Raw genomic sequence first — 24,467 nt, 5'->3', positions numbered from 1 at the left:
GAGGGCGACCACCCCAGGGTGGCGGCGCGCACCCTCATCGGGCAGGATCAGGAGGTGTGAGCCACTCGACACCTCGCTCCAGGACGCTGCGCCCGGGAGCGGCGGGGCTCCTCGCCGTGGGGGCCGCGCTGGCCCTGGCCCCGGCGGTCGCGGGCAGCGCCGCCGCGGAGCAGCCGAGCTACCTCGAGGACGCGGTCCACGACCCCGCCGACGTGCTGAGCGACGCGGAGGAGGCCGCCGCCACGGAGCAGATCGAGGCGCTGCGCGAGGAGACCGGGCTGCAGCTGTTCGTGGCCTACGTCGACACCTTCGAGGACTCCTCCGGCGCCACGGTCGGCGGTGAGGAGTGGGCCACCCTCACGGCCGAGGAGTCCGAGATGGGCACCGGCGACCTGCTGCTGGCCGTCGCCGTGGACCAGCGCGCCTACGGCGTCGGCGACGCCGGTGGCACCCTCTCCCCGGAACAGGTCGAGACCGTGCAGCTGCAGGACATCGAGCCGCGCCTGGCCGAGGACGACTGGGCGGGGGCCGTCGAGGGGGCCACCGCGGGCTTCGCCCGCGAGTATGCCGGCGACTCCTCGGGCGGCGCCGCCGGCGGCGCGGACGACGACCAGGTCCAGCCCACCTCCTCCGGCGGGCTGGGCGGCGCGTTCCCGCTGCTGTTCTTCGCCCCGCTCGTGGTGGGCGGGGTCGCGATGGCCGTCCGGAGCCGGCAGCGACGCCCGGACCCGGGCGCCCCCGTGCCGCCCCGCGCCCAGGGGCGCAGCCTGCCCGAGCTGCACCGCGAGGCCGCCGAGGCGCTGGTGGGGATGGACGACGCGGTGCGCTCGGCGGGCGAGGAGCTCGACTTCGCCCGGGCCCAGTTCGGCACCCAGCGGACCGAGGCCTTCGGCGCCGCGCTGGAGCGGGCCCGGCGGTCCGCCCGGGAGGCCTTCAGCCTGCGCCAGCAGCTGGACGACGACACCGAGGAGCCGGAGAGCGTCCAGCGCGGCATGCTCGCCCGCATCCTCGAGCTGACCGGGACCGCCCGGGCCGAGCTGGACGCGCAGACCCAGGAGTTCGCGCGGCTGCGCTCGCTGCAGGACCGCGCGCCGCAGTTCCTCGCCGAGCTCGCCACCCGCGCCCGGGAGACGCGCGAGCGGCTCCCCGCCGCCGAGCAGGAGCTGCGCGGTCTCGCCGCCCGCCACCCGGCCAGGGCCCTGGCGACGGTGCGCGGCAACCTGGCCCAGGCGACCAACCTGATCGACTCCGCCGACGGCTTCGTCACGGCCGGCCGGCAGTCGCTGGAGCGCGACGACCGCGCCGCGGCGGTCGCGGCGGCGCGCGCCGCGGAGGAGTCCGTCGGCCAGGCCGCGACCCTGCTCGACCAGGTCTCCACGGCCGACGCCGAGCTGCGCGGGGCCGAGGAGGCCATCGGCGCCGGCATCGCCTCGCTGTCGGCCGACCTGCAGGACGCCCGCCGGCTGGGCGGGTCCGAGCCGACGGTGACCCAGGCCGTCCACCGGGCGCGGGCCGCCATCGAGCAGGCCCAGGCCAGCCGCGACGGCGGCGACCCGTTGCGTGCCCTCGCCGAGCTCGACGCGGCCGAGCACGACCTCGACGCCCTGCTCGAGCCCCTGCGCGAGTCGGACCGCCACCAGGCCAAGCTGCGCGGCGACTTCGAGGCGAGGGTGAGCCGGGTCGGGGCACGGCTGCGCAGCATCGACCAGACCGTCGCGACCCGTCGTGGCGCGGTGAGCAGCGGTGCCCGCACCCGCATCTCGGAGGCGCTGCGGCTCTACGACGACGCGGTCGCCCGCGCGACGGAGTCGCCGACCGCGGCCATGCAGCTGCTCACCCGGGCCGAGCAGCTCGGCGAGCAGGCGCTCACCGAGGCGCAGCGCGACGCCGACCAGTGGGGCGGCCCGGGCGGGTTCGGCGGCCCGTCCTCGGGCCGTGGGCAGCGGGGCATCGACCCCTGGTCGCTCGTGCTGGGCGGCATCCTCTCCGGCATGGGCAGCTCGCACCGGCACAGCGGGGGCTGGGGCGGGGGCGGGTCGTTCGGCGGCGGGAGCGGTGGCGGCTTCGGGGGAGGGTCCTTCGGGGGCGGCTCCTTCGGTGGCGGCGGAGGAGGGGGGACGTTCTCGGGAGGCCGGTTCTGAGGCACCCCGCCCACGCACCGGGGCGAGCGCAACCGGTGGTGGTGCCGGGACGTCATACCCTCGACATCTGACCAGCGTGACCCCGCGACGACGCGGGCGGAGAAAGGACTCAGTACATGACCCAGAAGCAGACGATCCTCGGCCGCGTGGGGCAGCTCGCCCGGGCCAACATCAACGCGCTGCTGGACCGCGCGGAGGACCCGGAGAAGATGCTGGACCAGCTGGTCCGGGACTACACCAACTCGATCGCCGAGGCGGAGGAGGCGGTCGCGCAGACCATCGCCAACGTGCGCATGGCCGAGGGGGACCTGCAGACCGACCGCGAGGCCGCCGCCGAGTGGGGCCGGAAGGCGGCAGCGGCCTCGGCCAAGGCCGAGGAGATGCGCGCGGCGGGTGACCCCGACGGCGCCTTCAAGTTCGACAACCTCGCCCGGGTGGCGCTGGGGCGGCAGATCCAGCACGAGGAGGACGTGCGGACCGCCGAGCCCACCATCGCCCAGCAGAACCAGACGGTCGACCAGCTCAAGGCCGGCCTGGTCACCATGAAGACCAAGCTCGAGGACCTCAAGGCGCGGCGCAGCACCCTCGTCGCCCGCGCCCGCTCGGTCGAGGCGCAGGAGAAGGTCCACGACGCGATGTCCTCCATCGACGTCATGGACCCCAGCAGCGACCTGTCCCGGTGGGAGGACAGCATCCGCAAGCAGGAGGCGATGGTCGCCGGCCGCGCCGAGGCCCGGTCGACCAGCCTGGAGGACCAGTTCGCCGAGCTGGAGACCAGCAGCGGGGACGCCGAGATCGAGGCCCGCCTCGCGCAGCTGAAGAACCAGGGCGGCTGAGCTCCCGACAGGGCCGCCAACACGGCCGGGCGCGCGCCCGACCCGTGGTCCCGTCCACTCACACCACAGCAGCCGCAGGCGTCACATCGTGCGGGGACATGTTTGTCGGCACGAGGTATGTCGCCGGCAGACGGGCATGTCCCCGCAGCCGGTGACGGGAGTGCCCGGCGGTGCCGGTGGGACGAGCGGCCTGGGCGGGCCCTCCCCGCACCGTGCGACCCACGGGTCGTGCGGGGGCGGTGCGGGCCAGGCTCGACCGGCGGGCCACCGCCCGACGTGCCGTCCGCTCAGCGGGCGTGGAAGCGCTGCTGGGTGGCCTCCAGGCCGAGCTGGGCCAGGTCGACCACGGCGTCGGCGCCGTCCCCGACGAGCAGCTCGGTCTCGACCCGGTCCTTGACCGGGAAGTCGGACAGGACCCAGTCGGCCGGGTCCTGCCGGCCCGGGGGCCGCCCGATGCCCAGGCGCACCCGCAGGTAGTCCCTGCTGCCCAGCGACTGGCTGACCGAGCGCAGCCCGTTGTGCCCGCCCTCGCCGCCCCCACGCTTGAGCCGCACCTGGCCGGGCTCGATGTCCAGCTCGTCGTGCACCACGACCACCCGCTCGACCGGCACCTTGTAGAACGAGGCCAGGCCGGCGACCGGCCCGCCCGAGACGTTCATGTAGGTCATGGGCCGGGCCAGGACCGCCCGGGGCCCCGGGAGCCCGCCCGCGGCCGTGCCCAGCCGCACCTCGGCCGCCCACGCGCGGCCGGCCTTGTGCTGACGCATCCCGGCCCCCGCCTGCCGCGCCAGCTCCTCGACCACCATGGCGCCCACGTTGTGCCGGTTGCCGGCATACCTCGTCCCGGGGTTGCCCAGGCCGACCACCAGCCACGGTGCCTCAGTCATCGCTTCCTCGTTCCTCCTCGGACGCGGCGCGGCCGCGCCCGGAGGACACCGGGCGCGGCCACGAACACGCGGGTGCGGGCCGGAGCCCGCGACGGATCACTCGTCCTTGGCCTCGGCGTCCTCGCCGGAGTCGCCCTCGGCAGCCTCGTCGTCGGACTCCTCCTGCTCGATGCCGGCCTCGGCCTCGGCCTCGGCGAGCTCGGCCTCCGCGGCCTCCTCGGACAGCTGCTGGGAGACATTGACCACCAGCGCCTCCGGGTCGGTGACCAGGGTGACGCCCTCGGGCAGCTCGACCTCGCCGGCCAGCACCTGGGTGCCGGCCTCCAGGCCCTCGACGGACACCATGAGCCACTCGGGGATGCTGGTGATGGGGGCCTCGACCTCGAGCACGGAGTGGTCGGTGGTGACCAGGGTCTCCGGCGCGGCCTCGCCCTCGAGGTGGACGCCCACCTCGACGGTGACCTTCTCGCCCTTGCGGACGACGACGAGGTCGACGTGCTCAATGAAGCGCTTGATGGGGTCGCGCTGCACGTCCTTGGCGAGCGCCATGTGCGTCTCGCCCTCGACGTCCAGGGTGAGGACGGCGTTGGAGTGGCGCAGGGCGAGCATGGCCTCGTGGCCGGGCAGGGAGAGGTGCAGCGGCGGGGTGCCGTGGCCGTAGAGCACGGCGGGCACCTTGTCGGCGCGACGGATGCGGCGGGCAGCGCCCTTGCCGAACTCCGTGCGCTTCTCGGCGGGAAGGTTCAGCTGGTCAGCCATGGGAGAGACCTCGTTCAGGGGGGTATGCGGTGGGAAGGGTCAGGCCTCGACGCGGGACACGGCGCGGGGCAGCGCCCACCGTGAGCTCTTCGTCGATGACGGACACCGTGCAGCGTCCCTCGCCGAGGCAACGCCGGCCAGTCTATCGTCCAGGCGGGCGGGTCACGAAATCCCCCACCGTCACGTCCTGGACCGGCGATGCCGGGGGACGGGCCCCGGGGAGGTCGGTCCGGGAGGACGGGTCAGGCGCGGCCCTCGAACATCGAGGTGACCGACCCGTCCTCGAAGACCTCGCGGATGGCCCGGCTCAGCAGCGGCGCGATGGACAGCTGGGTGAGCTTGTCCATGGCGAGGGCCTCCTCGGACAGGGGCAGCGTGTTGGTGACGACCACCTCGGTGGCGACCGAGTTGGTCAGCCGCTCGATGGCCGGGTCCGAGAAGATGGCGTGCGTCGCGGCGATGACGACCTCCTTGGCGCCGTCCTTCATGAGCGCCTCGGCGGCCTGGCAGATGGTGCCGCCGGAGTCGATCATGTCGTCGACGAGGATGCAGGTGCGTCCCTCGACCTCACCGACGACGCGGTTGGCGACCGACTGGTTGGGCCGCTCCACGTCGCGGGTCTTGTGGATGAACGCCAGCGGCACGCCGCCCAGCTTGTTGCTCCACCACTCGGCGACCTTGATCCGGCCGGCGTCCGGCGAGACCACCGCGAGCTGGCGGTCGCCGTACTTCTGCCGGACGTGCTCGGAGAGGATCGGCGTCGCCATGAGGTGGTCGACCGGGCCGTCGAAGAAGCCCTGGATCTGGGCGGTGTGCAGATCGACGGTGAGGAGCCGGTCGGCGCCCGCGGTCTTGAACATGTCGGCGATGAGACGGGCCGAGATCGGCTCGCGGCCGCGGTGCTTCTTGTCCTGGCGGGCGTAGCCGTAGAAGGGGAGCACGACGGTGATCCGCTTGGCCGACCCGCGCTTGAGCGCGTCGACCATGATGAGGTGCTCCATGATCCACTCGTTGACCGGCGCCGTGTGGCTCTGGATGACGAAGGCGTCGCACCCGCGCACGGACTCGTCGAAGCGGACGTACAGCTCGCTGTTGGCGAAGGTGTAGGACTGCATCGGCACGAGGTGCGTCTCGAGCGCGTCGGCCACCTCCTCCGCGAGCCGGGGGTGCGCCCGCCCCGAGAAGACCATGAGGTTCTTCTCGGTCGTCTTGTGGATGCCCATCAGCTCTCCTGGTCGCTCGGGTCGGCGACGCGGTCGTCGCCGTGCTGCTGCGGTATGCCGTCGGCCGCGCGGTCGGCGGTGGCCGCCTCGGCGGCGGCCGCGGTCGGGGTGCCGGCCCGGCGACGCGCGACCCAGCCGTCGACGTTGCGCTGCCGCGAGCGGGCGACCGCGATCTGACCGGGCTCGACCCGGCCCTCGATCGTGGAGCCGGCCGCGACGTAGGCCCCGTCGGCGATGTCGACCGGTGCCACGAGCACCGAGTCGGACCCGACGAAGCTGTGCCGCCCGACGGTGGTGTGGTGCTTGGCGACCCCGTCGTAGTTGGCGAAGATCGTGCCGGCGCCGATGTTGGCGCCCTCCCCGATCGTGGCGTCGCCGCAGTAGGTGAGGTGCGGGACCTTGGCCCCCGGGCCGATGTCGGCGTTCTTGGTCTCGACGAAGCCGCCGATCTTGCCGCCCTCGCCCAGCACCGTCCCGGGCCGCAGGTAGGAGAACGGGCCGACCGTGGCCCGCGGGCCGATGAGCGCGTGCTCGGCCTGGGTGCGGACGACGCTCGCTCCGTCCCCGACCTCGCAGTCGGTCAGCGTGGAGTCCGGGCCGACGGTGGCCTCGGCCCCCACCGTGGTGGCGCCCAGCAGCTGGGTGCCCGGGCGGAGGACGGTGTCCTGCCCGATGGTGACGTCGGCGTCGATCCACGTCGTGTCCGGGTCCACGACGACGACCCCGTCGCGCATGTGCCGGGTGACCACCCGGCGGTTGAGCTCCTTGCCGAGCGCCGCGAGCTGCACCTTGTCGTTGACGCCCTCGGTCTGCATGAGGTCCGCCAGCGGGTGGGCGACGACGGTGCGGCCCTCCTCGCGGGCGATGCGGATGACGTCGGTGAGGTACTTCTCGCCCTGCTCGTTGGCCTGGCCCACCTGGGTCAGCGCGCGCCGGAGGACCTCCACGTCGAAGGCGTAGATGCCGGAGTTGAACTCCCGGATGTCGACGACGTGCGCGTAGTCGGGGTCACCCTCCTCGCGCCGCTTCCGGGCGTCCTTGAACTCCATGATCTCGGCGAGCTCGCCGTCGGCGTCGCGGACCACCCGGCCGTAGGTGCCGGCGTCGTCGACGACCGCCGAGAGCAGGGTGACGGCCGAGCCGCGCTCCTCGTGCACCCGGGTCAGCTCGAGCAGGGTCTCCCCGGACAGCAGCGGCACGTCGCCCATGGTCACGAGGACGGTGCCGGTGAGGTCGGCGGGCAGGGCGTCCAGCCCGCACTCGCAGGCCCGACCCGTGCCGGGCACCTCGTCCTGGTCGGCGACGAGCGCGTCGGCGTCCAGCTCGGCGACGTGCGAGGCGACCCGCTCCCGCTCGTGCCGCACCACCACGGCGAGGTGCTGCGGCCCGGCCTGGCGGGCGGCATGCAGGGCGTGACCGACGAGGGAGCGTCCACCGATCCGGTGCAGCACCTTGGGGATCGAGCTCTTCATCCGGGTGCCCTGGCCGGCGGCGAGGATGATCACGGCAGCGGGGTGGTGGGTCGGCACGGCACCGACTGTACCTCTGCGCCGCTCGCCCCGGATCCGGCGCTTGGCATGATGGGGGCGTGACCCCCAGCGCGAAGACCTCCCGACACCGGATGACCGGCCCCCAGCGGCGCCAGCAGCTCATCGAGGTCGGGCGCGCGCTGTTCGCCGAGCGCGGCTTCGAGGGCACCAGCGTCGAGCAGATCTCCGAGGCGGCGGACGTGTCCAAGCCGGTGATCTACGAGCACTTCGGCGGCAAGGAGGGGCTGTACGCCGTCGTCGTCGACCGGGAGATCCAGGCCCTGCTCGGGCAGATCACCGATGCCCTCACCGAGCACGAGGGCAACGCGCGGGCACTGCTGGAGGCGGCGGCCATGGCGCTGCTGGACTACATCGAGACCTCGACCGACGGCTTCCGGATCCTCGTGCGGGACAGCCCGCCGGGACAGTCGACGGGGTCCTTCGCCTCCCTCATCAGCGACATCGCGACCCAGGTCGAGCACATCCTCGCGGCCGAGTTCAAGCGGCGCCGGCTGGACCCCAAGACGGCGCCGCTCTACGCGCAGATGCTCGTGGGGATGGTCGCGATCCCGGGCGGCTGGTGGCTGGACTCGCGGCGCATGAAGAAGGAGGACGTCGCCGCCCACCTCGTCAACCTCGCGTGGAACGGGCTGGCCGGCATGGAGGCCCGCCCCACCCTGCGCAGCCGGGCCAAGGGCTGATCCCGCGCCCTGTGCAGCCGGGTCGGCGGCCCGGGGCGAACCGTTAGGCTGGCCGGTGCTTTCCCCGGTTGCTCTGCTGGTAGGGGCCGCCTGACTTTGAATCAGGATTAGCGACGTAGGTTCGATTCCTACCCGGGGAGCCCAGGGGCGGTCGCCTAGGGTGGTCGTCATGAGCCAGGCGCCGGACGACGAGGTCGATCGCATCGTCGCCGCCTGGGGGCGCGAGCGGCCCGACCTGGACGTCAGCCCGCTCGCGGTGCTGTCGCGGGTCTCCCGGCTGGCCCGTCACCTCGACCTGGCGCGACGCGCGGTCTTCGACGCGCACGGCCTGGAGTCGTGGGAGTTCGACGTCCTCTCGGCCCTGCGCCGGGCCGGCGACCCCTACGTCCTGACGCCGACGCAGCTGGTCCGGCAGACGCTGGTCACGAGCGGCACCATGACCAACCGCATCAGCCGGCTGGTCGAGCGGTCGCTGGTCGAGCGGGCCGCCTCCGAGGCCGACCACCGGTCCACGCTGGTGCGGCTCACCACGACCGGGCGCGACGTCGTGGACGCCGCGCTGGCCGACCTCGTGGCCGACGAGCGCGAGCTGCTCCACGGCCTGCCCGCCGAGCGGCAGGCCGAGCTGGCCCAGCTCCTCAAGGGTCTGCTCACCCCCTTCGACGGCAGCTGACCCCCCGCCGCACGACGCTCAGCCCTCGGCGGCCTCCGACGCCTCGAGCCACTCGAGCTCGAGGGCGTCCTCCTGGGCGACGAGCTCGGCGTCCTGCGCCGTGAGCCGGCCCAGCTCCTCCGGGTCGGTCGCCGCGGCGGCCATGCGCTCGTGCAGCCGCGCCTGCTGGGTGTGCAGCCGGTCCAGCGCCTTCTCTACCCTCGCCAGCGTCTTGCGCGCCTCCCGGACCTGCGCCGGCGAGTAGGCGGACGCCCCGGCGAACGGGGCCGCGGCACCGGGGGCCGCGCCACCGGGGTCCGCGGCGGACGGCATACCCGAGCCACCACGGCCGGCCGCCCCGCCCCGGAGGCGCTCGCGACGCAGCCGGAGGTACTCCTCGACGCCGCCGGGCAGGTCCCGCAGCGAGCCGTCGCCGAGCAGCGCCACCTGCCGGTCGGTCATCCGCTCCAGCAGGTAGCGGTCGTGCGAGACGACGAGCAGCGTCCCGGCCCAGCCGTCGAGCACGTCCTCCATCGCGGTGAGGGTGTCGATGTCGAGGTCGTTGGTGGGCTCGTCGAGCAGGAGGACGTTGGGCTCGTCCATGAGCAGCCGGACGAACTGCAGCCGTCGCCGCTCGCCACCGGACAGGTCGCCGACCCGGGACTGCTGGCGCCCGCCGGAGAAGCCGAGCCGCTTGGCCAGGGAGCTCGCCGAGACCTCTTTGCCGCCGATGAGGGTGAACGAGCGCACCTCGGTGACCGCGTCGATGACGCTCCACCCGGCCACCCGGTCCAGCTCGCGCAGCTCCTGGGTGAGGCACGCCATCCGCACCGTCTTGCCCGTCTTGAGCCTGCCCGCGGCCAACGGGTGCTCCCCCTGCAGCACGCGCAGCAGCGTGGACTTGCCGGCGCCGTTGACCCCGACCACCCCGAACCGGTCGCCGGGCCCGATCCGCCAGGTGACGTCGGTCAGCAGGTCGCGCTCCCCCACCCGCACCGTGCCGTCGAGCAGGTCGAGGACGTCCTTGCCGAGCCGGGTGGTCGCGAAGCGCACCAGCTCGACGCTGTCCCGGGGCGGCGGCTCGCCCTCGATGAGCTCGGTCGCGGCGTCGATGCGGAACTTGGGCTTGCTGGTCCGCGCCGGCGCCCCGCGGCGCAGCCAGGCCAGCTCCTTGCGGGCGAGGTTGGCGCGGCGCTCCTCGGTGACCTTCGCGATGCGCTGCCGCTCGACCTTGGCGAGCACGTAGGCGGCGTAACCCCCCTCGTAGACGTGGACCTCCCCGTCGGCGACCTCCCACGTCAGGGTCGAGACGGCGTCGAGGAACCAGCGGTCGTGGGTGACGACGACCAGCGCGTTGCCCGGCTGCGGCCTCCGGCCCGAGAGGTATGCCGCGAGCCACGCGACCCCCTCGACGTCCAGGTGGTTGGTGGGCTCGTCGAGGACGAGCAGGTCCGGGTCGGCGACGAGCAGCGAGGCGAGCGCCAGACGGCGTCGCTCGCCGCCGGACAGGGGGCCGACGACCGCGTCCCAGCCGCCGACGGCCGGCGCCCCGGTGCCGCCGAGCAGCCCGTCGATCACCTCCCGCACCCGCGCGTCCCCGGCCCACTCGTGCTCGTCCAGGTCGCCGAGCACGACCTCGCGCACGGTGGCCTCCGGCGCGAGGACGTCGGTCTGGCTGAGCATGCCGACGGTGACGTCGCCGGTCCGGATGACCCGGCCGGCGTCGAGGGTGCGCCGACCCGTGAGGACCGACAGCAGCGAGGTCTTGCCGCCGCCGTTGCGGCCGACCACCCCGATGCGGTCGCCGTCGAGCACCCCGACGGAGACCTCGTCGAGCAGCACCTGGGTGCCGGCGAGGAGGTGGGCGCGGTCGAGGGTGACGAGGCTGGGGCGGGCCGGCGCCATCAGCCGACCACCGGGCCGAGCGGCCCGGGACGGTCAGGGTCGCTGCGCGGGCGGGTCGGCTCCGGACCGGAGCGGTGGTGGACGATCTGGGCCCCCGGCACCGGGCCGACGGCGCGCACGATGTCGCCGGTCGGCCCGTTGGCGGCCAGCCCCACCGACAGGTCGATGGCCTCGGTCTGGGAGCCGACGAGGAAGGCGACGGTGGGTCCCGACCCGGACACCAGGGCCCCGCGGGCACCCAGGTCGAGCCCGGTGGAGAGGGCCTCGGCCAGCGCCGGCTGCAGCGAGACGGCCGCCTCCTGCAGGTCGTTGCGCAGCGCGTCGGCGACCTCGTCGGTGTCCATGCGCCGCAGGGCGGTCATGAGCGCACCGGACGGCTCCGGCGCCTCCACCTCGGCGCCGGCCTCGGTGCGCAGGCGGTCGCACTCGGCATACACCTCCGGCGTGGACAGGGAGAGCCCCTCCCCGGCCCACAGCACCCAGTGCAGCTCGCCGCGCGCGAGCACAGGGGTGATCTGCTCGCCCCGCCCGCTGCCGATCGCGGTGCCGCCGTGCAGCAGGAAGGGGATGTCCGAGCCCAGGCTGGCGGCGACCAGCTCGAGCAGGTCGTTCTCGACGTGGTCCAGGCCCCACAGCTCGCGGCAGGCGACCAGCGCGGCGGCGGCGTCGGCGCTGCCCCCGGCCATGCCCCCGGCCACCGGGATGTGCTTGTCGATGTCGATGCGCACCGGGTCGACCTTGGTCCGGCGGCCGCGGCGCTTGGCCAGCGTCTTGGCCGCGACGAGGGCCAGGTTGCTCTCGTCGGTGGGGACGCGCTCGCCCCAGGGCCCGGTGACGTGCACCGACCAGCGCTCCGCGGGCTGCACGGTGACGGTGTCGTAGAGGCTCACGGCGTGGTAGATCGTCGACAGCTCGTGGTAGCCGTCCTCACGCAACGGCCCGACCGAGAGCCCGAGGTTGATCTTGCCGGGCACCCGGACGGTGACGGAGTGCGCCTGCGTGCCCGTGGTCATGACCTCACCCTATGGTGTCGCCCACCGAGCGGCGCCCCGGGCGTCAGCCGACCGGGCCAGGGCCCTGACCTGCGGCGGCGTCGGCGATGCGGGTGAAGTCCTCCACGGTCAGCACCTCACCGCGGGCCCGCGGGTCCACCCCGGCCGCGGTGAGGAGCGCCTCGGCCTGCGCCGCCGATCCCGCCCATCCCGCGAGCGCGGCCCGCAGCGTCTTGCGGCGCTGGGCGAACGCCGCGTCGACGACCGCGAAGACCTGCTCCCGGGTCGCCGTCGAGGCCGGCGGGTCGCGGCGCACCATCCGCACGAGACCCGAGTCGACGTTGGGCGCGGGCCAGAAGACGGTGCGGCCGATGCGCCCGGCCCCGGTGACGTCGGCGTACCAGGCGGCCTTGACGCTGGGCACGCCGTAGACCCTGCCGCCGGGGCGCGCGGCGAGCCGCTCGGCCACCTCCAGCTGCACCATGACGAGGACGCTGCCCAGCGTCGGGACGGTCGCCAGCAGGTGCAGCACGACGGGCACCGCCACGTTGTAGGGCAGGTTGGCGACGAGGGCGGTCGGCTGCGGGTCGGGCAGGTCGGTGACCCGCAGCGCATCGGTATGCCGCACCGTCAGCCGGTCGGCGAGGTCCGGGGCGAGGTCGGCCACCGTCCGCGGCAGCTGGGCGGCGAGCGCCGGGTCGATCTCGAGGGCCGTGACGTGCCGGACCTGCGGCAGCAGGGCCAGGGTGAGCGAGCCGAGGCCCGGGCCCACCTCGAGCACGACGTCCTGCGGCCCGACCCCGGCGGCGCGCACGATGCGCCGCACGGTGCCCTTGTCGATGACGAAGTTCTGCCCCCACTGCTTGGTCGGGCGGAGGCCCAGCCGGTCGGCGAGGTCCCGGACCTGCGCCGGCCCGAGGAGCGCGGCTCCCGGCGGGTCGGTCGGGTCGACGTCGGGGTCCGCACTCACGAGCGGCATCCTCCCACGCGCCCGGACCTCCGAGGGGACCGGTCGACGGTCACCAGGGCCCGTAGACCGCCTCGCTGGTGGCCGAGAGCGCCTCGCACAGCTGGGGCACGGAGGTGGCGAGGGTGGCCGCCATGGCGCGCACCGTGAGCGGGACGAGGTAGGGCGCGTTGGCCCGCCCCCGGTGCGGGGTCGGCGTGAGGTACGGCGCGTCGGTCTCGACGAGCAGGTGCTCCAGCGGGGTGACGGCCAGAGCGTTGCGCAGGCCCTGCGCGTTCTTGAAGGTCACCGTGCCCGCGAAGGAGAGGTAGTAGCCGCGGCGCACGCACTCGCGGGCCATCTCCATGTCGCCGGAGAAGCAGTGCAGGACGGTCTGCTCCGGGGCGCCCTCCTCGGCGAGGATCCGCAGCACGTCGTCGTGGGCGTCGCGGTCGTGGATCTGCAGCGCCAGGCCGTGCTCCTTGGCCAGCGCGATGTGCCGCCGGAAGGCGTGGTGCTGCGCCGCGACGCCCTCGGGGCCGGTGCGGAAATAGTCCAGGCCGCTCTCGCCGATGACCCGGACGCGCGGGTGCCGTGCGAGCTTGCCGATCTCGTCGATGACGTCGTCGAGGTTGCCGGCGGCCTCGTGGCCCGGGGCCTCGTTGGGGTGGATGGCCACCCCGCCCAGCACGGCGGGGTGCTCGACCGCGACCCGCGCCGTCCACCGGGCGGCGGTGAGGTCGCTGCCGATCTGGACCAGCCGGTCCACCCCCACCGACCGGGCCTGGGCGACGACCTCCTCGAGGGGCTGCACGGTCGCGTCGTCCCGGGAGATGTCGAGGTGGCAGTGGTTGTCCACCACGGGGATCGGCAGCGGGTCGGGGGACGGCGGGCGGCCGGCCTCGCGGGCGCCGCTCATCGGGCGCGGGCGAGCGACGTCATACCCCTGCACCTGCCGTGTCCTCCACCAGCCCGAGGCGGGCGCGCTCCTCCTCGGCGACCGAGGGGTCGAGCTTGGTGAAGATCGGCGAGGGCTTGGCGACCGGCGCACCCACCACGACCGGGCGGTGCTCCCACCGCGGTGCCGTGGAGTAGTCCCCGGTGATGACGGGGTAGTCGGGCCGTGCCGGGTCGTCGAGGTCGGCGACGGTCTCCAGGCGGGGCATCGGCTGGAAGTCCCCCTCGCCGCCGAGCGCCTGGTGCACCGCGGTCGAGGAGTGCGGCAGGTAGGGCGAGAGGATCGTGTTGAGGTCGACCACCGCCTGCGCCAGGGTGTGCAGCACCGTCGCCAGCCGCTCCCGCTGGTCCTCGCCCTTGAGCTTGAACGGCTCGGTCGTGGAGACGTAGGCGTTGGCCTCGCCGACCAGGCGCATCGCCTCGGTGAGCGCGGCCTTCTGCTTGTGCGTCGCGATGAGCCGGCCGACGGTGCCGAAGCCGGCCGTGACCTGCTCCTGGAGGGCGCGGTCGACGTCCTGCACCTCGGCCGGCTGCGGGATCTCGCCGAAGTTCTTGGCGATCATCGAGGCGGTCCGGTTGACGAGGTTGCCCCAGCCGGCGACGAGCTCGGTGTTGGTGCGCTTGACGAACTCCGGCCAGGAGAAGTCCGAGTCGGCCGTCTCGGGCGCGGCGGCGGAGAGGAAGTAGCGCAGGGCGTCCGGCTGGTAGCGCTCGAGCACGTCGCGCACGTAGATGACGACGCCCCGCGAGGTGGAGAACTGCTTGCCCTCCATGGTGAGGAACTCGCTGGAGACCACCTCGGTCGGCAGGGCGAGCTCCCCGAACGGCCCGACCTCGCCGCCCCTGCTGCCGCGGCCGTTGTGCGCGAGCAGCTCGGCGGGCCAGATCTGGGAGTGGAAGGTGATGTTGTCCTTGCCCATGAAGTAGTAGGTCAGCGCGTCGTCGCCGTTCCACCACTCGCGCCAGCGCTCCCCCTGCTCACCGGGCAGCCGCCGGGCCCACTCGACCGAGGCCGAGAGGTAGCCGATGACCGCGTCGAACCACACGTAGAGCTTCTTCGTGGGGTTCTCGGCCCAGCCCTCGAGCGGGATGGTGATGCCCCAGTCGATGTCGCGGGTGATGGGCCGCGGGCGGATCTCGGCGAGGATGTTCTGGGAGAAGCGGATGACGTTGGGCCGCCACAGACCGCTGGCCTCGCGGCCGTCGAGCCACTCGCCGAGCGCCTCGGCGAGTGCCGGCAGGTCGAGGAAGAAGTGCTCGGTGTCGCGGAACTCCGGCGTCTCCCCGTTGATCTTCGAGCGCGGGTCCCGCAGGTCCGCCGGGTCGAGCTGGTTGCCGCAGTTGTCGCACTGGTCGCCGCGCGCCTCGGCATACCCGCAGATGGGGCAGGTGCCCTCGATGTAGCGGTCCGGCAGGGTGCGGCCCGTGGACGGGCTGATCGCCACCTGCTGGGTCTGCTCGAGCAGGTAGCCGTTGCGCCAGCAGGCGAGGAACATCTGCTGGACGACCTCGTCGTGGTTGGCGGTGGTGGTGCGCGTGTAGAGGTCGTAGGACACCCCCAGCGCGGCGAGGTCGGCGGCGATGAGCGCGTGGTTGGTGTCGATGAACTCCTGCGGGCTCTGCCCGGCCGCATCGGCCTGCACGAGGATCGGCGTCCCGTGCTCGTCGGAGCCGGACACCATGAGCACGTCGTGGCCGGCCATGCGCATGTAGCGGCTGAAGACGTCGGAGGGGACGCCGAACCCGGCGACGTGGCCGATGTGGCGCGGGCCGTTGGCGTACGGCCAGGCGACCGCGGACAGGACATGACTCATGGGTCACCAGTCTAGGTGCGGCCCGCGGCGGCGCCCTCCGTGTCCCGGCGTCGGCCGGGGGCGGGGCGGCGATCGTTCGGGGCGCGGGCGGCGACCGTCCGTGACATGGGCGGCGACCGGCCGGGGGCGGGGCGGCGATCGTTCGGGGCGTGAGCGGCAATCGTCCTCCGGTGCTCACGCAGGTCACGTGAGCCACACCCGTCGCAGGATGCGGGGAAGGTCACCGATGGCGCCGTTATTTCTCCGTCATCTGTGCAGATCCCCGCAGGTCGGTGCGCGCGTGACGGCCGGGATCCCTGTGACCAAGCCCCGCTCGGTATGCCGTCGCGCCGCTACTCCCCCTTCGGGACCGTGAACGCGCGCCAGGTCAGGGGCCCGACGACCCCGTCGGCCGGCGGGGCGAACATGGCCTGGAACTCCCGGACCGCGGCGTCGGTGAGCGGCCCGAAGTCGCCGTCCTCGGCGAGCCCGGGCAGCATCGACTGCGCCGCCCGCACGTGGTCGCCGGTGTCGCCGAGCCGTGCGGTGGCGATGAGCCCGGGCCAGTCGAGCTGCCCGCACGTCGTGGAGATGAAGGTCGCCCGCTGGGTCTGCTGCCAGGAGCGCACCGCCTCGCCCGTGACCGGGCCGTACGCGCCGTCCACGACCAGCGAGGCGCCACGGTGGACGAGCAGGTGCTGCACCGCGCGGACCCGCCAGTTCACCTCCTGGGTGTGCCCGACCTTGGCCATGCCCCACACCTGGCTCCCGGCGCGCGTCGTCGACAGGAAGGACCACGTCTCCTGGCCCGCTAGCCCGTCGATGGTCAGCCCCCAGCGCCGCTGGTACTCGGCGACGGCCGCCGTCGTGGCCGGCCCGTACACCCCGTCCACCGCGAGCGCGGGCACGCCGACCCGCCCCGCGGGGTCGAAGCCCTGCACGCCGCGCACCGCCTCGCCGCTGGACCCGGGGCCGGTGGGGACGACGAGCGCGACCCAGGTCGCGGTGTCGACGTCCCCGGTCGACGGCAGCCCCTGGTCGGACTGGACGGCCGCGACCGCCGCCGCGGTGAGGGGGCCGAAGAGCCCGTCGACGACGAGGGACGCGCCGCGCTCCCGCAGGAGGAACTGCATACCTCGCACGACGAGCGGGGCCGCGTCCGCCGGGGACAGGTCCCTCCACGGTTCGACATTCATGATCGCTGCCTCTCCGGCCGGGCAGGGTGCGACGGCCTCAGCCGGTCGGAGGACCCTGCGGTCCCCTGGATACCTCCTCGCCCCGACCGGTCCTCGGCCGGCAGGAGGGGACCCGCCCGTATGCCGCGTGGTTCACTGGTGACGACGGCTCCCGCCGGGCGCCGCGCGAGTCAGGAGGCCACGACGTGCTCGCTGCCCTCACCGGTGCCGGACTGTCGGCCGCGGCAGGGCTGAACGCCTACATCCCGTTCATCCTCGTCGCGCTCATCGCGCGGTTCACCGACGTCATCAACCTGCCGCACCAGTACGCGTGGATCGAGTCCAACTGGGCCATCGGCATCGCGGCCGTGCTCCTGCTCTCCGAGGTCGTGCTGGACAAGGTCGCCATCGTCGACCACGTCAACGACGCGGTCGGCACCTTCGTGCGCCCCGCGACGGGCGGGCTCATCTTCGCCGCCAGCACGGCCGCCGAGGACTTCGAGCAGGGCTCCACCTTCATGCAGGACAACCCCTGGGTGGGCGTGCTCCTGGGCATCATCACCGCCGGGATCGTCCACACCGGCAAGGCCGTGACCCGGCCCGTGGTCAACACGACCACCGGCGGCCTCGGCACCCCCGTGGTCTCCGCCGCCGAGGACGGAGCCGCGCTCACGCTGTCCCTGGTCGCGATCTTCCTGCCGGTGCTGGTGATCTTCGTCCTGCTGTTCCTGCTGTGGGGTGCCTTCTCGCTGTGGCGCCGTCAGCGTCGCCGCCGGGCGCAGCGCGACCAGCTCATGGCCGACGCGGGCTACAGCTGAGCGACGGGCCCCGGGGGCATACCGCACCGCGCTGCCACGTATGTGAACGCCTGGGCCGACGACACGCCCGGCCCCACCGGCTCAGCCGCGCACGTGAACGCCTGGGCCGACGACACGCCCGGCCTCACCGGCTCAGCCACGCACATGAACGCCTGGGCCGACGACACGCCCGACCTCACCGGCTCAGCCGCGCACGTGAACGCTACGGCCGGGCGCCGGCCTCGCCGGCGGGTGACTGCACCCGCAGCAGGGCCGCCGTGAGCCCGCACACGGCCGCCAGCATGATGAGCCCCCCGCCGAGCATGAGGATCGACCCCACGAGGAAGAGCCCGGTCTCGTCGAGCGCGCTGACCACCCGAGCCCAGGCATACGTGCCGATGACCGACCCCAGCAGGCTCGTGATGGCCGCGATCCCTCCCAGACCGCGCGCCCGGCGGGCGTTGACCAGCCAGCCGGCAGCCACCCCCAGCACCCCGCCGACGCACGCGACCACCGCGGCCCACAGCATCTCCGCCACGCCGTAGGCGGGCTCCGCGGCGGGCAGCACCTGCGTGGTGGCGTAGGCGGCGACGAGACCGGCCAGCACGCCGCCCACCACACCGCCGAGGATCGCCTGCCAGTTGATGGTCATCCGCTCGTCCTTCGTCACCGGTGCGCCACCACGGTGCGGCGCCGGGCACAGTCAACCACGGGCCCGCCCCACCCTCCAGCGTCCTCACCGTGGGGGCTGCAGGTCGGTCCCACGACACCGCCCACCACGGCACCGCCCACCACGGCACCGCCGCGGTCAGCGCGACCGGACCGCCTCGTCGTAGAGCTCCTTGGCCGACAGCCCGGTGGCCCGCGCGACGTCCTTGGTGACGTCCTTGAGCCGCTCGCCCGCGGCCACCCGCTCCAGCACCCGGGGTATGACGTCCCCCGGGTCCACCTGCGGGGTGGCGGTCGCGCCGGCGACGACGACGGTGATCTCGCCCTTGACCCTCTCGGCGGCCCACGCGGCCAGCTCGGCCAGCCCGCCGCGGCGGACCTCCTCGTAGGTCTTGGTCAGCTCCCGGCAGACGGCGGCCGGACGACCCTCCCCCAGGGTCGCCGCCATCGAGCCGAGGGTGGCCGCGAGCCGGTGCGGCGCCTCGAAGAAGACCATCGTGCGCGGCTCGTCGGCCAGCCCGGCGAGGGCGCGCTCGCGCTCGCCGGTCTTGCGCGGCAGGAAGCCCTCGAAGCAGAAGCGGTCGACCGGCAGCCCGCTCACCGCCAGCGCCATGAGCACCGCCGACGGGCCGGGCACGCAGGTCACCGGCAGGTCGGCGGCGACGCAGGCCTGCACGAGCCGGTAGCCCGGGTCGGAGACCGACGGCATACCGGCGTCCGTCACCAGCAGGACCCGCTCGCCCCCGGCGATGCGCTCCACCAGCTCGGCGGTGCGGGAGGCCTCGTTGTGCTCGTGGTAGCTGACGACCTCGCCGCCGACACCGATGCCGAGGCGGTCGGTCAGCCGGCGCAGCCGACGGGTGTCCTCCGCCGCGACCACCTGCGCCTCCTCCAGCTCGGCGAGCAGCCGGGGGCTCGCGTCACGGCTGTCGCCGATGGGGGTGGCGGCGAGGACGAGCGCGGCGTCGGGCATACCCCTCAGTCGCGTCCGCCGTAGCCCGCGCGCCGGTAGTCGCCGTTGAGCTGGCTGATGACGTTGAGCGGGATGCCCTTCGGGCAGGCCCGCGAGCACTCGCCGAGGTTGGTGCACCCGCCGAAGCCCTCGAGGTCGTGCTGCTCGGTCATCTGCAGCACCCGCGCCTCGCGCTCGGGCTGGCCCTGCGGCAGCTCACCCAGGTGGGTGACCTTGGAGCCCATGAAGAGCATGGCCGAGGCGTTGGGGCAGGCCGCGACGCAGGCGCCGCAGCCGATGCACTCGGCGGCCATGAAGGCGCGGTCGGCGTCGGCCTTGGGCACCGGGGTGGCGTGGGCGTCCGGGGCGGACCCGGTGTTGGCGGAGATGAAGCCGCCCGCCTGGATGATCCGGTCGAACGAGCTGCGGTCGACGCAGAGGTCCTTGATGACCGGGAACGGGTCGGCGCGCCACGGCTCGATGACGATCTCGTCGCCGTCGTTGAAGCTGCGCATGTGCAGCTGGCAGGTCGTGGTCCGCTCCGGGCCGTGCGCCTCGCCGTTGATGACGACGCCGCACATGCCGCAGATGCCCTCGCGGCAGTCGGAGTCGAAGGCGACCGGCTCCTCGCCCTTCTCGATGAGCTGCTCGTTGAGCAGGTCCAGCATCTCCAGGAACGAGCTGTCCTCGCTGACGTCCGGCAGCTGGTAGTCGACCATCCGGCCGTCGTCGGCGGGGCCGTCCTGGCGCCAGATCTTGAGCGCGATCCTCACTTGTAGCTCCTCTGCTTCAGCTCGATGAAGTCGTAGACGAGGTCCTCCTTGTGCAGGACCGGCGGCTCGCCGTCACCGCCCCACTCCCAGGCGGCCACGTAGGCGTACTCGTCGTCGTGCCGCAGCGCCTCACCGTCCTCGGTCTGGCTCTCGGCGCGGAAGTGCCCGCCGCAGGACTCGTTGCGGTGCAGGGCGTCGATGCACATCAGCTCGCCCAGCTCCAGGAAGTCCGCGACCCGACCGGCCTTCTCCAGGCTCTGGTTGAGCCCTTCGGCCGAGCCGAGGACGCGGACGTTGGTCCAGAAGTCGGCGCGCAGGGCCCGGATCTCCTCGATCGCCTCGCGCAGGCCCTCCTCGGTGCGCTCCATGCCGCACTTCTCCCACATGATCTTGCCGAGGGCCTTGTGGTAGGAGTCCACGCTGCGGGTGCCGTTGATCGACAGGAAGGTGTCGATCCGCTCCTGCACGCCCTGGACGGCCTCCGCCACCGCCGGGTCGTCCCCGGTGATCTTGGTGAACGGGCCCTTCGCGAGGTAGTCCCGGATGGTGTTGGGGAGCACGAAGTAGCCGTCGGCCAGGCCCTGCATGAGCGCCGAGGCACCGAGCCGGTTGGCCCCGTGGTCGGAGAAGTTGGCCTCCCCGGTGACGAAGAGCCCGGGGATGGAGGACTGCAGGTCGTAGTCGACCCAGAGCCCGCCCATCGTGTAGTGCACGGCCGGGTAGATGCGCATCGGCACCTCGTAGGGGTTCTCCCCCGCGATCCGCTCGTACATGTCGAAGAGGTTGCCGTACTTGGACCGCACGGTGTCCTCGCCCATCCGCTCGATCGCGTCGGCGAAGTCGAGGTAGACGCCGCGTCGGACGCCGTCGACGGCCGGCCCGACACCGCGACCCTCGTCGCACATGTTCTTGGCCTGCCGTGAGGCGATGTCGCGGGGCACGAGGTTGCCGAAGCCGGGGTAGATCCGCTCCAGGTAGTAGTCGCGGTCCTCCTCGGGGATGTCGCGGGGGTTCTTGTCGCAGTCCTCGGCGTTCTTGGGCACCCAGATGCGGCCGTCGTTGCGCAGCGACTCGCTCATGAGCGTCAGCTTGGACTGGTGCTCGCCGGTCTGCGGGATGCAGGTCGGGTGGATCTGCGTGTAGCAGGGGTTGCCGAAGTAGGCACCCTTGCGGTGCGCCCGCCAGGAGGCGGTGACGTTGCAGCCCATGGCGTTGGTGGACAGGAAGAAGACGTTGCCGTAGCCGCCGGAGGCCAGGACGACGGCGTCCGCCAGGTGGGTCTCGATCTCCCCGGTGACCATGTCGCGGGCGATGATGCCGCGGGCCTTGCCGTCCACGACGACGAGCTCGAGCATCTCGTGCCGGGCGAACATCTCGACCGTCCCGGCCGCGATCTGCCGCTCCAGCGCCTGGTAGGCCCCGATGAGCAGCTGCTGGCCCGTCTGGCCGCGCGCGTAGAAGGTCCGCGACACCTGGACGCCGCCGAAGCTGCGGTTGTCCAGCAGCCCGCCGTACTCGCGGGCGAAGGGCACGCCCTGGGCCACGCACTGGTCGATGATGTCGGCGCTGACCTCGGCGAGGCGGTAGACGTTGGTCTCCCGCGAGCGGTAGTCGCCACCCTTGACGGTGTCGTAGAAGAGCCGGTGCACCGAGTCGCCGTCGCCCTTGTAGTTCTTGGCGGCGTTGATGCCGCCCTGGGCGGCGATCGAGTGGGCTCGGCGCGGGCTGTCCTGGTAGCAGAAGGACTTCACCTGGTAGCCGGCCTCGCCGAGGGTCGCCCCCGCCGACGCGCCGGCCAGGCCGGTGCCGACGATGATGACCGACAGCTTGCGCCGGTTGGCGGGGTTGACCAGGGCCGCCTCGAACTTGCGGGTGGTCCACTTGTCGGCGATGTCGCCGGTGGGGGCCTTGGTGTCGGTGATGGGGGCACCCTCGCGGTAGATGCCGTCCACGAGGTCGTTGCCGCGGGTCACAGTGTCAGTCATGGATCCACTCACTCGATGAAGCCGAAGAAGATGGCGAAGGGCGGGACGAGGAAGCCGACGACGATGATGGTCGACAGGGCGATGGAGACGAACCGGATCTGCTCGGCCCGCTGCAGCGAGGTGTTGAGGCCGAGGGTCATGGCCGCCCCCCAGATGCCGTGCAGCAGGTGCATGCCCAGGAAGACCATCGCGACGGTGTAGATGAGCACGGCCCACCAGACCCCGAAGCTGGTGATGACCCGCTCGGCCGGGCTCGGGTACTCCCCGGCCACGGTGATCGTCTGCGTCGTGAAGTGCAGGATGTGGAAGACGACGAAGGCCAGCAGGGCCAGGCCGCCCCAGCGCATGGCCTTGGCGTAGAACCGGCCGTAGGAGGTCTTCTTCTTCCCGGCGTACCGCGTCGTCCGCGCCTGGCCGGCCCGGCGCCACAGCGACATGGACGCCCACACGTGCGCCGCGACGGAGACGAGCAGCAGGATCCGGGCCACCCAGAGGAAGGACTTCTCGGGGAGCATCGGCTCGCCGAAGGTCCGCAGGTGGTGGGCGTACTCGTCGAAGGCCTCGGGGCCGATGAGGATCTGCAGGTTGCCGTACATGTGCACGAGCACGAACAGCACGAAGAACACCCCGCTGGCCGCCACGACGGTCTTCAGCAGGATGGTCGGCGGCCCCTTGCGGGCCGCAGGCGCGGGAGCGGTTGAGGTGGCCACGAGCCCGATTCTAGCCCCCGACCTGCGCCGTCCCCCGGTCGGCCCGCTCCGGCCGGTCCCCGGTCGGGGCGGGAGCCAGCACCTACGATGACGGGTATGGAGTCACTGCGGGCGCGCCTGCTCGGCCCGGCGCCCGCGGAGCTCGCCGGGCAGCGGCGCGTCGCGGCGCTCGGCATCCTCGTGGTGACGCTCGTCGGGGGCGCGCTGCGGTTCTGGCGGCTCGGCCACCCCGACCGGTTGGTCTTCGACGAGACCTACTACGTCAAGCAGGCCTGGTCCCTGGTCCGCTTCGGCCACGAGCGGGAGATCAAGGCGGGCCTGGAGGAGCCGGACGAGCTCTGGAACGCCGGTGACCCCGACGTCTTCGGCAACCAGCCCGACCTCGTCGTCCACCCGCCCGTGGGCAAGTGGATGATCGCGCTCGGCGAGCTCGTCACGGGCCCGGGGTCCGCGGTCGGCTGGCGGCTGTCCGCGGCGACCGTCGGCACGCTGTCCATCGCGCTCCTCGGCCTGTGCGCCTGGCTCATCTGGAAGAACGCCCTGCTGGCGGTCAGCGCCTCGACGCTCCTGGCGGTCGACGGGCACCACTTCGCCTCCTCCCGCATCGGTCTGCTCGACCTCTTCCTCATGTGGTGGGTGCTGCTCGCCTTCCTCTTCCTGCTGCTGGACCGCGAGCAGGGGCGGCGCCGCCTGGCGGCCAGGTGGGGCCCGTGGTGGCAGGCACGGCACGGTCCCGACGTGCCGGCCCCGCGCTCGGCGTGGGCCCGTGCCGCCCGGTGGTGGGGACCCCCGCTCGGGGTCCGGTGGTGGCGGCTGGCCGCCGGGGTCAGCCTCGGCCTGGCCATCGGCACCAAGTGGTCCGGGCTGTACTTCCTCGCCGTCTTCGGGCTAATGACCGTCGCCTGGGACCTGGGGGCCCGCCGCGCCGCGGGTGCGCGCGACTGGCTCGCCGGCACGGTGGTGCGCGACGGCATACCGGCGTTCCTGCTCATGGTGCCCACGGCGCTGCTGACCTACGTCGCGAGCTGGGCCGGGTGGTTCGCGACCCGCGGCGGGTGGAAGCGGCAGTGGGCGGCCGACCACCCCGCCCCGCCCGGGTCCCTCGCGGGGCTGGTGCCCGACCCGCTGCGCTCGCTGTGGGCCTACCACGTCGAGCAGTGGAACTTCCACATCGACCTGGCCAACGAGCACGCCTGGAGCTCCAACCCGTGGAGCTGGACGGTGCAGTGGCGCCCCACCCTCTTCTACGCCGAGTGGCCCGAGCGGGGTGAGCAGGGGTGCGCGGCCGCCGAGTGCGTCGAGTACATCGCCTCCCTCGGCAACATCGTGCTGTGGTGGGGCGCGACGATCGGGCTCCTGGTCGTCCTCTTCCTGTGGCTGCTGGGCCGCGACTGGCGGGCGGGGGCGGCCCTCGCCGGGATCGCGGCCGGCTGGCTGCCGTGGTTCCTCTACCAGACGCGGACGATCTACAGCTTCTACGCCGTCGCCTTCGTCCCGTGGCTCGTGCTGGTGGTCGTCACCTGCCTCGCGCTCGTGCTGGGCCCGGCCGACGCCCCGGCGCAGCGGCGGCGCTGGGGCGCCGTGGCGGTGGTCGGCTACCTCACCCTCGCGGCCGCCTTCTTCGCGTGGTACTGGCCGGTCTACACGGCCATCACCATCCCACGCGAGGCGTGGAACCTGCGGCTGTGGTTCGACTTCTGGACCTGAGCCGGGCCCGGAGGGGTATGCCGGGGCTCAGGCCTCCAGGCCCATCGCCTCGGCGATCTTGAGGTGCGGCGCGCCCTCCTCGGCGCGCCCGGCCCGCTGGAGGGTCCGGGCCAGGACGAGGTGGGCGTAGGCGTCGCTCGGCCAGCGCTCGACCATGGCCCGCAGCTCGGTCTCCGCGCGCCCCAGCCGGGCGGAGTGGTAGTAGCTGCGGGCGAGCAGCAGCCGCACCTGGGCGTTGCCCGGCTCGGCCGCGGCGAGCGGCTCGAGGAGGTCGGCGGCGCGGACGTAGTCCTTGGTCTCGAAGGCGAAGGTGGCCCGGTCGTAGCGGGCGTGGTCGTCCACCGCCCCGTCGTCGGGCAGGTCCACGAAGTCACGCAT

Annotated in this window: 22 protein-coding genes and 1 tRNA gene; 7 read left to right on the top strand and 16 right to left on the bottom strand. The window is 73.3% G+C overall.

The window, feature by feature from the left end:
• Positions 1–56: 56 nt before the first annotated feature.
• A complete protein-coding gene (locus FHD63_RS02610; RefSeq protein WP_158296688.1) occupies positions 57–2,141 on the top strand; it encodes a TPM domain-containing protein in 2,085 nt (694 codons plus the stop codon).
• A gap of 116 nt (positions 2,142–2,257) precedes the next feature.
• Positions 2,258–2,977, top strand: a complete 720-nt coding sequence (locus FHD63_RS02605) for a PspA/IM30 family protein (RefSeq protein ID WP_139719893.1) — start codon at positions 2,258–2,260, stop codon at positions 2,975–2,977.
• Positions 2,978–3,264: 287 nt separating this feature from the next.
• On the opposite strand, the gene pth is transcribed toward FHD63_RS02605, so the two are convergent.
• The 4 genes from pth to glmU all read right to left on the bottom strand — a co-directional run bounded on the left by pth (position 3,265) and on the right by glmU (position 7,375).
• Complete coding sequence (gene pth, locus FHD63_RS02600; protein ID WP_139719892.1) at positions 3,265–3,864, bottom strand: aminoacyl-tRNA hydrolase; 600 nt, start codon at positions 3,862–3,864, stop codon at positions 3,265–3,267.
• A gap of 96 nt (positions 3,865–3,960) precedes the next feature.
• Positions 3,961–4,623, bottom strand: coding sequence for a 50S ribosomal protein L25/general stress protein Ctc (locus tag FHD63_RS02595; protein ID WP_139719890.1), 663 nt, complete (start codon positions 4,621–4,623; stop codon positions 3,961–3,963).
• 242 nt (positions 4,624–4,865) lie between these two features.
• The gene (locus FHD63_RS02590; protein ID WP_139719888.1) at positions 4,866–5,846 is read right to left on the bottom strand and encodes a ribose-phosphate diphosphokinase; all 981 of its coding nucleotides are present in this window, start codon (positions 5,844–5,846) and stop codon (positions 4,866–4,868) included.
• Positions 5,846–7,375, bottom strand: coding sequence for a bifunctional UDP-N-acetylglucosamine diphosphorylase/glucosamine-1-phosphate N-acetyltransferase GlmU (glmU, locus tag FHD63_RS02585; protein WP_139719886.1), 1,530 nt, complete (start codon positions 7,373–7,375; stop codon positions 5,846–5,848). Before glmU ends, FHD63_RS02590 begins: the two co-directional genes overlap by 1 nt.
• Before the next feature lie 92 nt (positions 7,376–7,467).
• Here glmU and FHD63_RS02580 point away from each other — a divergent pair, with 92 nt between their 5' ends.
• From FHD63_RS02580 to FHD63_RS02570, 3 genes are all read left to right on the top strand, one after another.
• Entirely contained in the window at positions 7,468–8,076 is a 609-nt protein-coding gene (locus FHD63_RS02580) for a TetR/AcrR family transcriptional regulator (protein ID WP_174964962.1), read from the top strand.
• 61 nt (positions 8,077–8,137) lie between these two features.
• Positions 8,138–8,216 (top strand) — tRNA-Gln (locus FHD63_RS02575).
• A gap of 29 nt (positions 8,217–8,245) precedes the next feature.
• Positions 8,246–8,749 carry a MarR family winged helix-turn-helix transcriptional regulator gene (locus FHD63_RS02570; RefSeq protein WP_139719882.1) on the top strand — a complete coding sequence of 168 codons (504 nt, stop codon included), beginning with the start codon at positions 8,246–8,248 and terminating at the stop codon, positions 8,747–8,749.
• An 18-nt stretch (positions 8,750–8,767) separates the two neighbouring features.
• On the opposite strand, the gene FHD63_RS02565 is transcribed toward FHD63_RS02570, so the two are convergent.
• From FHD63_RS02565 to FHD63_RS02540, 6 genes are all read right to left on the bottom strand, one after another.
• Positions 8,768–10,633, bottom strand: a complete 1,866-nt coding sequence (locus FHD63_RS02565) for an ABC-F family ATP-binding cassette domain-containing protein (RefSeq protein WP_139719880.1) — start codon at positions 10,631–10,633, stop codon at positions 8,768–8,770.
• Positions 10,633–11,646 carry a 4-(cytidine 5'-diphospho)-2-C-methyl-D-erythritol kinase gene (locus FHD63_RS02560; RefSeq protein WP_139719878.1) on the bottom strand — a complete coding sequence of 338 codons (1,014 nt, stop codon included), beginning with the start codon at positions 11,644–11,646 and terminating at the stop codon, positions 10,633–10,635. Before FHD63_RS02560 ends, FHD63_RS02565 begins: the two co-directional genes overlap by 1 nt.
• A 43-nt stretch (positions 11,647–11,689) precedes the next feature.
• Positions 11,690–12,595, bottom strand: coding sequence for a 16S rRNA (adenine(1518)-N(6)/adenine(1519)-N(6))-dimethyltransferase RsmA (rsmA, locus tag FHD63_RS02555; RefSeq protein WP_238705737.1), 906 nt, complete (start codon positions 12,593–12,595; stop codon positions 11,690–11,692).
• Positions 12,596–12,644: 49 nt separating this feature from the next.
• Complete coding sequence (locus tag FHD63_RS02550) at positions 12,645–13,490, bottom strand: TatD family hydrolase (RefSeq protein WP_139719875.1); 846 nt, start codon at positions 13,488–13,490, stop codon at positions 12,645–12,647.
• 19 nt (positions 13,491–13,509) lie between these two features.
• Complete coding sequence (metG, locus tag FHD63_RS02545) at positions 13,510–15,342, bottom strand: methionine--tRNA ligase (RefSeq protein WP_139719873.1); 1,833 nt, start codon at positions 15,340–15,342, stop codon at positions 13,510–13,512.
• Between the two features lie 332 nt (positions 15,343–15,674).
• Entirely contained in the window at positions 15,675–16,517 is an 843-nt protein-coding gene (locus tag FHD63_RS02540) for a peptidoglycan-binding domain-containing protein (protein WP_139719871.1), read from the bottom strand.
• A gap of 185 nt (positions 16,518–16,702) precedes the next feature.
• On the opposite strand from FHD63_RS02540, the gene FHD63_RS02535 reads away from it, so the two are divergent.
• On the top strand, positions 16,703–17,314 hold the full coding sequence (locus FHD63_RS02535; protein WP_139719869.1) for a DUF4126 domain-containing protein: 612 nt from the start codon (positions 16,703–16,705) through the stop codon (positions 17,312–17,314).
• 202 nt (positions 17,315–17,516) lie between these two features.
• Here FHD63_RS02535 and FHD63_RS02530 read toward each other — a convergent pair whose 3' ends face one another.
• From FHD63_RS02530 to FHD63_RS02510, 5 genes are all read right to left on the bottom strand, one after another.
• The gene (locus FHD63_RS02530) at positions 17,517–17,945 is read right to left on the bottom strand and encodes a hypothetical protein (RefSeq protein WP_139719867.1); all 429 of its coding nucleotides are present in this window, start codon (positions 17,943–17,945) and stop codon (positions 17,517–17,519) included.
• A gap of 156 nt (positions 17,946–18,101) precedes the next feature.
• Positions 18,102–18,935, bottom strand: coding sequence for a 16S rRNA (cytidine(1402)-2'-O)-methyltransferase (gene rsmI, locus FHD63_RS02525; protein WP_139719865.1), 834 nt, complete (start codon positions 18,933–18,935; stop codon positions 18,102–18,104).
• A 5-nt stretch (positions 18,936–18,940) separates the two neighbouring features.
• A complete protein-coding gene (locus FHD63_RS02520) occupies positions 18,941–19,687 on the bottom strand; it encodes a succinate dehydrogenase/fumarate reductase iron-sulfur subunit (RefSeq protein WP_139719863.1) in 747 nt (248 codons plus the stop codon).
• Positions 19,684–21,672, bottom strand: a complete 1,989-nt coding sequence (locus tag FHD63_RS02515) for a fumarate reductase/succinate dehydrogenase flavoprotein subunit (protein WP_139719861.1) — start codon at positions 21,670–21,672, stop codon at positions 19,684–19,686. Before FHD63_RS02515 ends, FHD63_RS02520 begins: the two co-directional genes overlap by 4 nt.
• Before the next feature lie 8 nt (positions 21,673–21,680).
• On the bottom strand, positions 21,681–22,382 hold the full coding sequence (locus tag FHD63_RS02510; protein WP_139719859.1) for a succinate dehydrogenase cytochrome b subunit: 702 nt from the start codon (positions 22,380–22,382) through the stop codon (positions 21,681–21,683).
• A gap of 96 nt (positions 22,383–22,478) precedes the next feature.
• Between FHD63_RS02510 and FHD63_RS02505 the strand changes: the two genes are divergently transcribed.
• Positions 22,479–24,089: a dolichyl-phosphate-mannose--protein mannosyltransferase gene (locus FHD63_RS02505; RefSeq protein ID WP_139719857.1), complete on the top strand. Its 1,611-nt coding sequence runs from the start codon at positions 22,479–22,481 to the stop codon at positions 24,087–24,089.
• Positions 24,090–24,116: 27 nt separating this feature from the next.
• Here FHD63_RS02505 and FHD63_RS02500 read toward each other — a convergent pair whose 3' ends face one another.
• On the bottom strand, positions 24,117–24,467 hold the full coding sequence (locus tag FHD63_RS02500; RefSeq protein WP_139719855.1) for a tetratricopeptide repeat protein: 351 nt from the start codon (positions 24,465–24,467) through the stop codon (positions 24,117–24,119).

Origin of the sequence: Serinicoccus chungangensis (genome assembly GCF_006337125.1) — a bacterium.
Lineage (GTDB): Bacteria > Actinomycetota > Actinomycetes > Actinomycetales > Dermatophilaceae > Ornithinicoccus > Ornithinicoccus chungangensis.
This window is presented reverse-complemented; position numbering and strand designations above follow the sequence as displayed.

Coding starts and splice junctions, on each gene's coding strand:
- rsmI (WP_139719865.1), bottom strand. CDS start 18,935: ATGCCCGACGCCGCGCTCGTCCTCGCCGCCACCCCCATCGGCGACAGC.
- FHD63_RS02550 (WP_139719875.1), bottom strand. CDS start 13,490: ATGAGCGGCGCCCGCGAGGCCGGCCGCCCGCCGTCCCCCGACCCGCTG.
- FHD63_RS02570 (WP_139719882.1), top strand. CDS start 8,246: ATGAGCCAGGCGCCGGACGACGAGGTCGATCGCATCGTCGCCGCCTGG.
- FHD63_RS02515 (WP_139719861.1), bottom strand. CDS start 21,672: ATGACTGACACTGTGACCCGCGGCAACGACCTCGTGGACGGCATCTAC.
- FHD63_RS02530 (WP_139719867.1), bottom strand. CDS start 17,945: ATGACCATCAACTGGCAGGCGATCCTCGGCGGTGTGGTGGGCGGCGTG.
- FHD63_RS02500 (WP_139719855.1), bottom strand. CDS start 24,467: ATGCGTGACTTCGTGGACCTGCCCGACGACGGGGCGGTGGACGACCAC.
- metG (WP_139719873.1), bottom strand. CDS start 15,342: ATGAGTCATGTCCTGTCCGCGGTCGCCTGGCCGTACGCCAACGGCCCG.
- pth (WP_139719892.1), bottom strand. CDS start 3,864: ATGACTGAGGCACCGTGGCTGGTGGTCGGCCTGGGCAACCCCGGGACG.
- FHD63_RS02505 (WP_139719857.1), top strand. CDS start 22,479: ATGGAGTCACTGCGGGCGCGCCTGCTCGGCCCGGCGCCCGCGGAGCTC.
- FHD63_RS02560 (WP_139719878.1), bottom strand. CDS start 11,646: ATGACCACGGGCACGCAGGCGCACTCCGTCACCGTCCGGGTGCCCGGC.
- FHD63_RS02565 (WP_139719880.1), bottom strand. CDS start 10,633: ATGGCGCCGGCCCGCCCCAGCCTCGTCACCCTCGACCGCGCCCACCTC.
- FHD63_RS02605 (WP_139719893.1), top strand. CDS start 2,258: ATGACCCAGAAGCAGACGATCCTCGGCCGCGTGGGGCAGCTCGCCCGG.
- FHD63_RS02595 (WP_139719890.1), bottom strand. CDS start 4,623: ATGGCTGACCAGCTGAACCTTCCCGCCGAGAAGCGCACGGAGTTCGGC.
- FHD63_RS02590 (WP_139719888.1), bottom strand. CDS start 5,846: ATGGGCATCCACAAGACGACCGAGAAGAACCTCATGGTCTTCTCGGGG.
- FHD63_RS02580 (WP_174964962.1), top strand. CDS start 7,468: ATGACCGGCCCCCAGCGGCGCCAGCAGCTCATCGAGGTCGGGCGCGCG.
- FHD63_RS02540 (WP_139719871.1), bottom strand. CDS start 16,517: ATGAATGTCGAACCGTGGAGGGACCTGTCCCCGGCGGACGCGGCCCCG.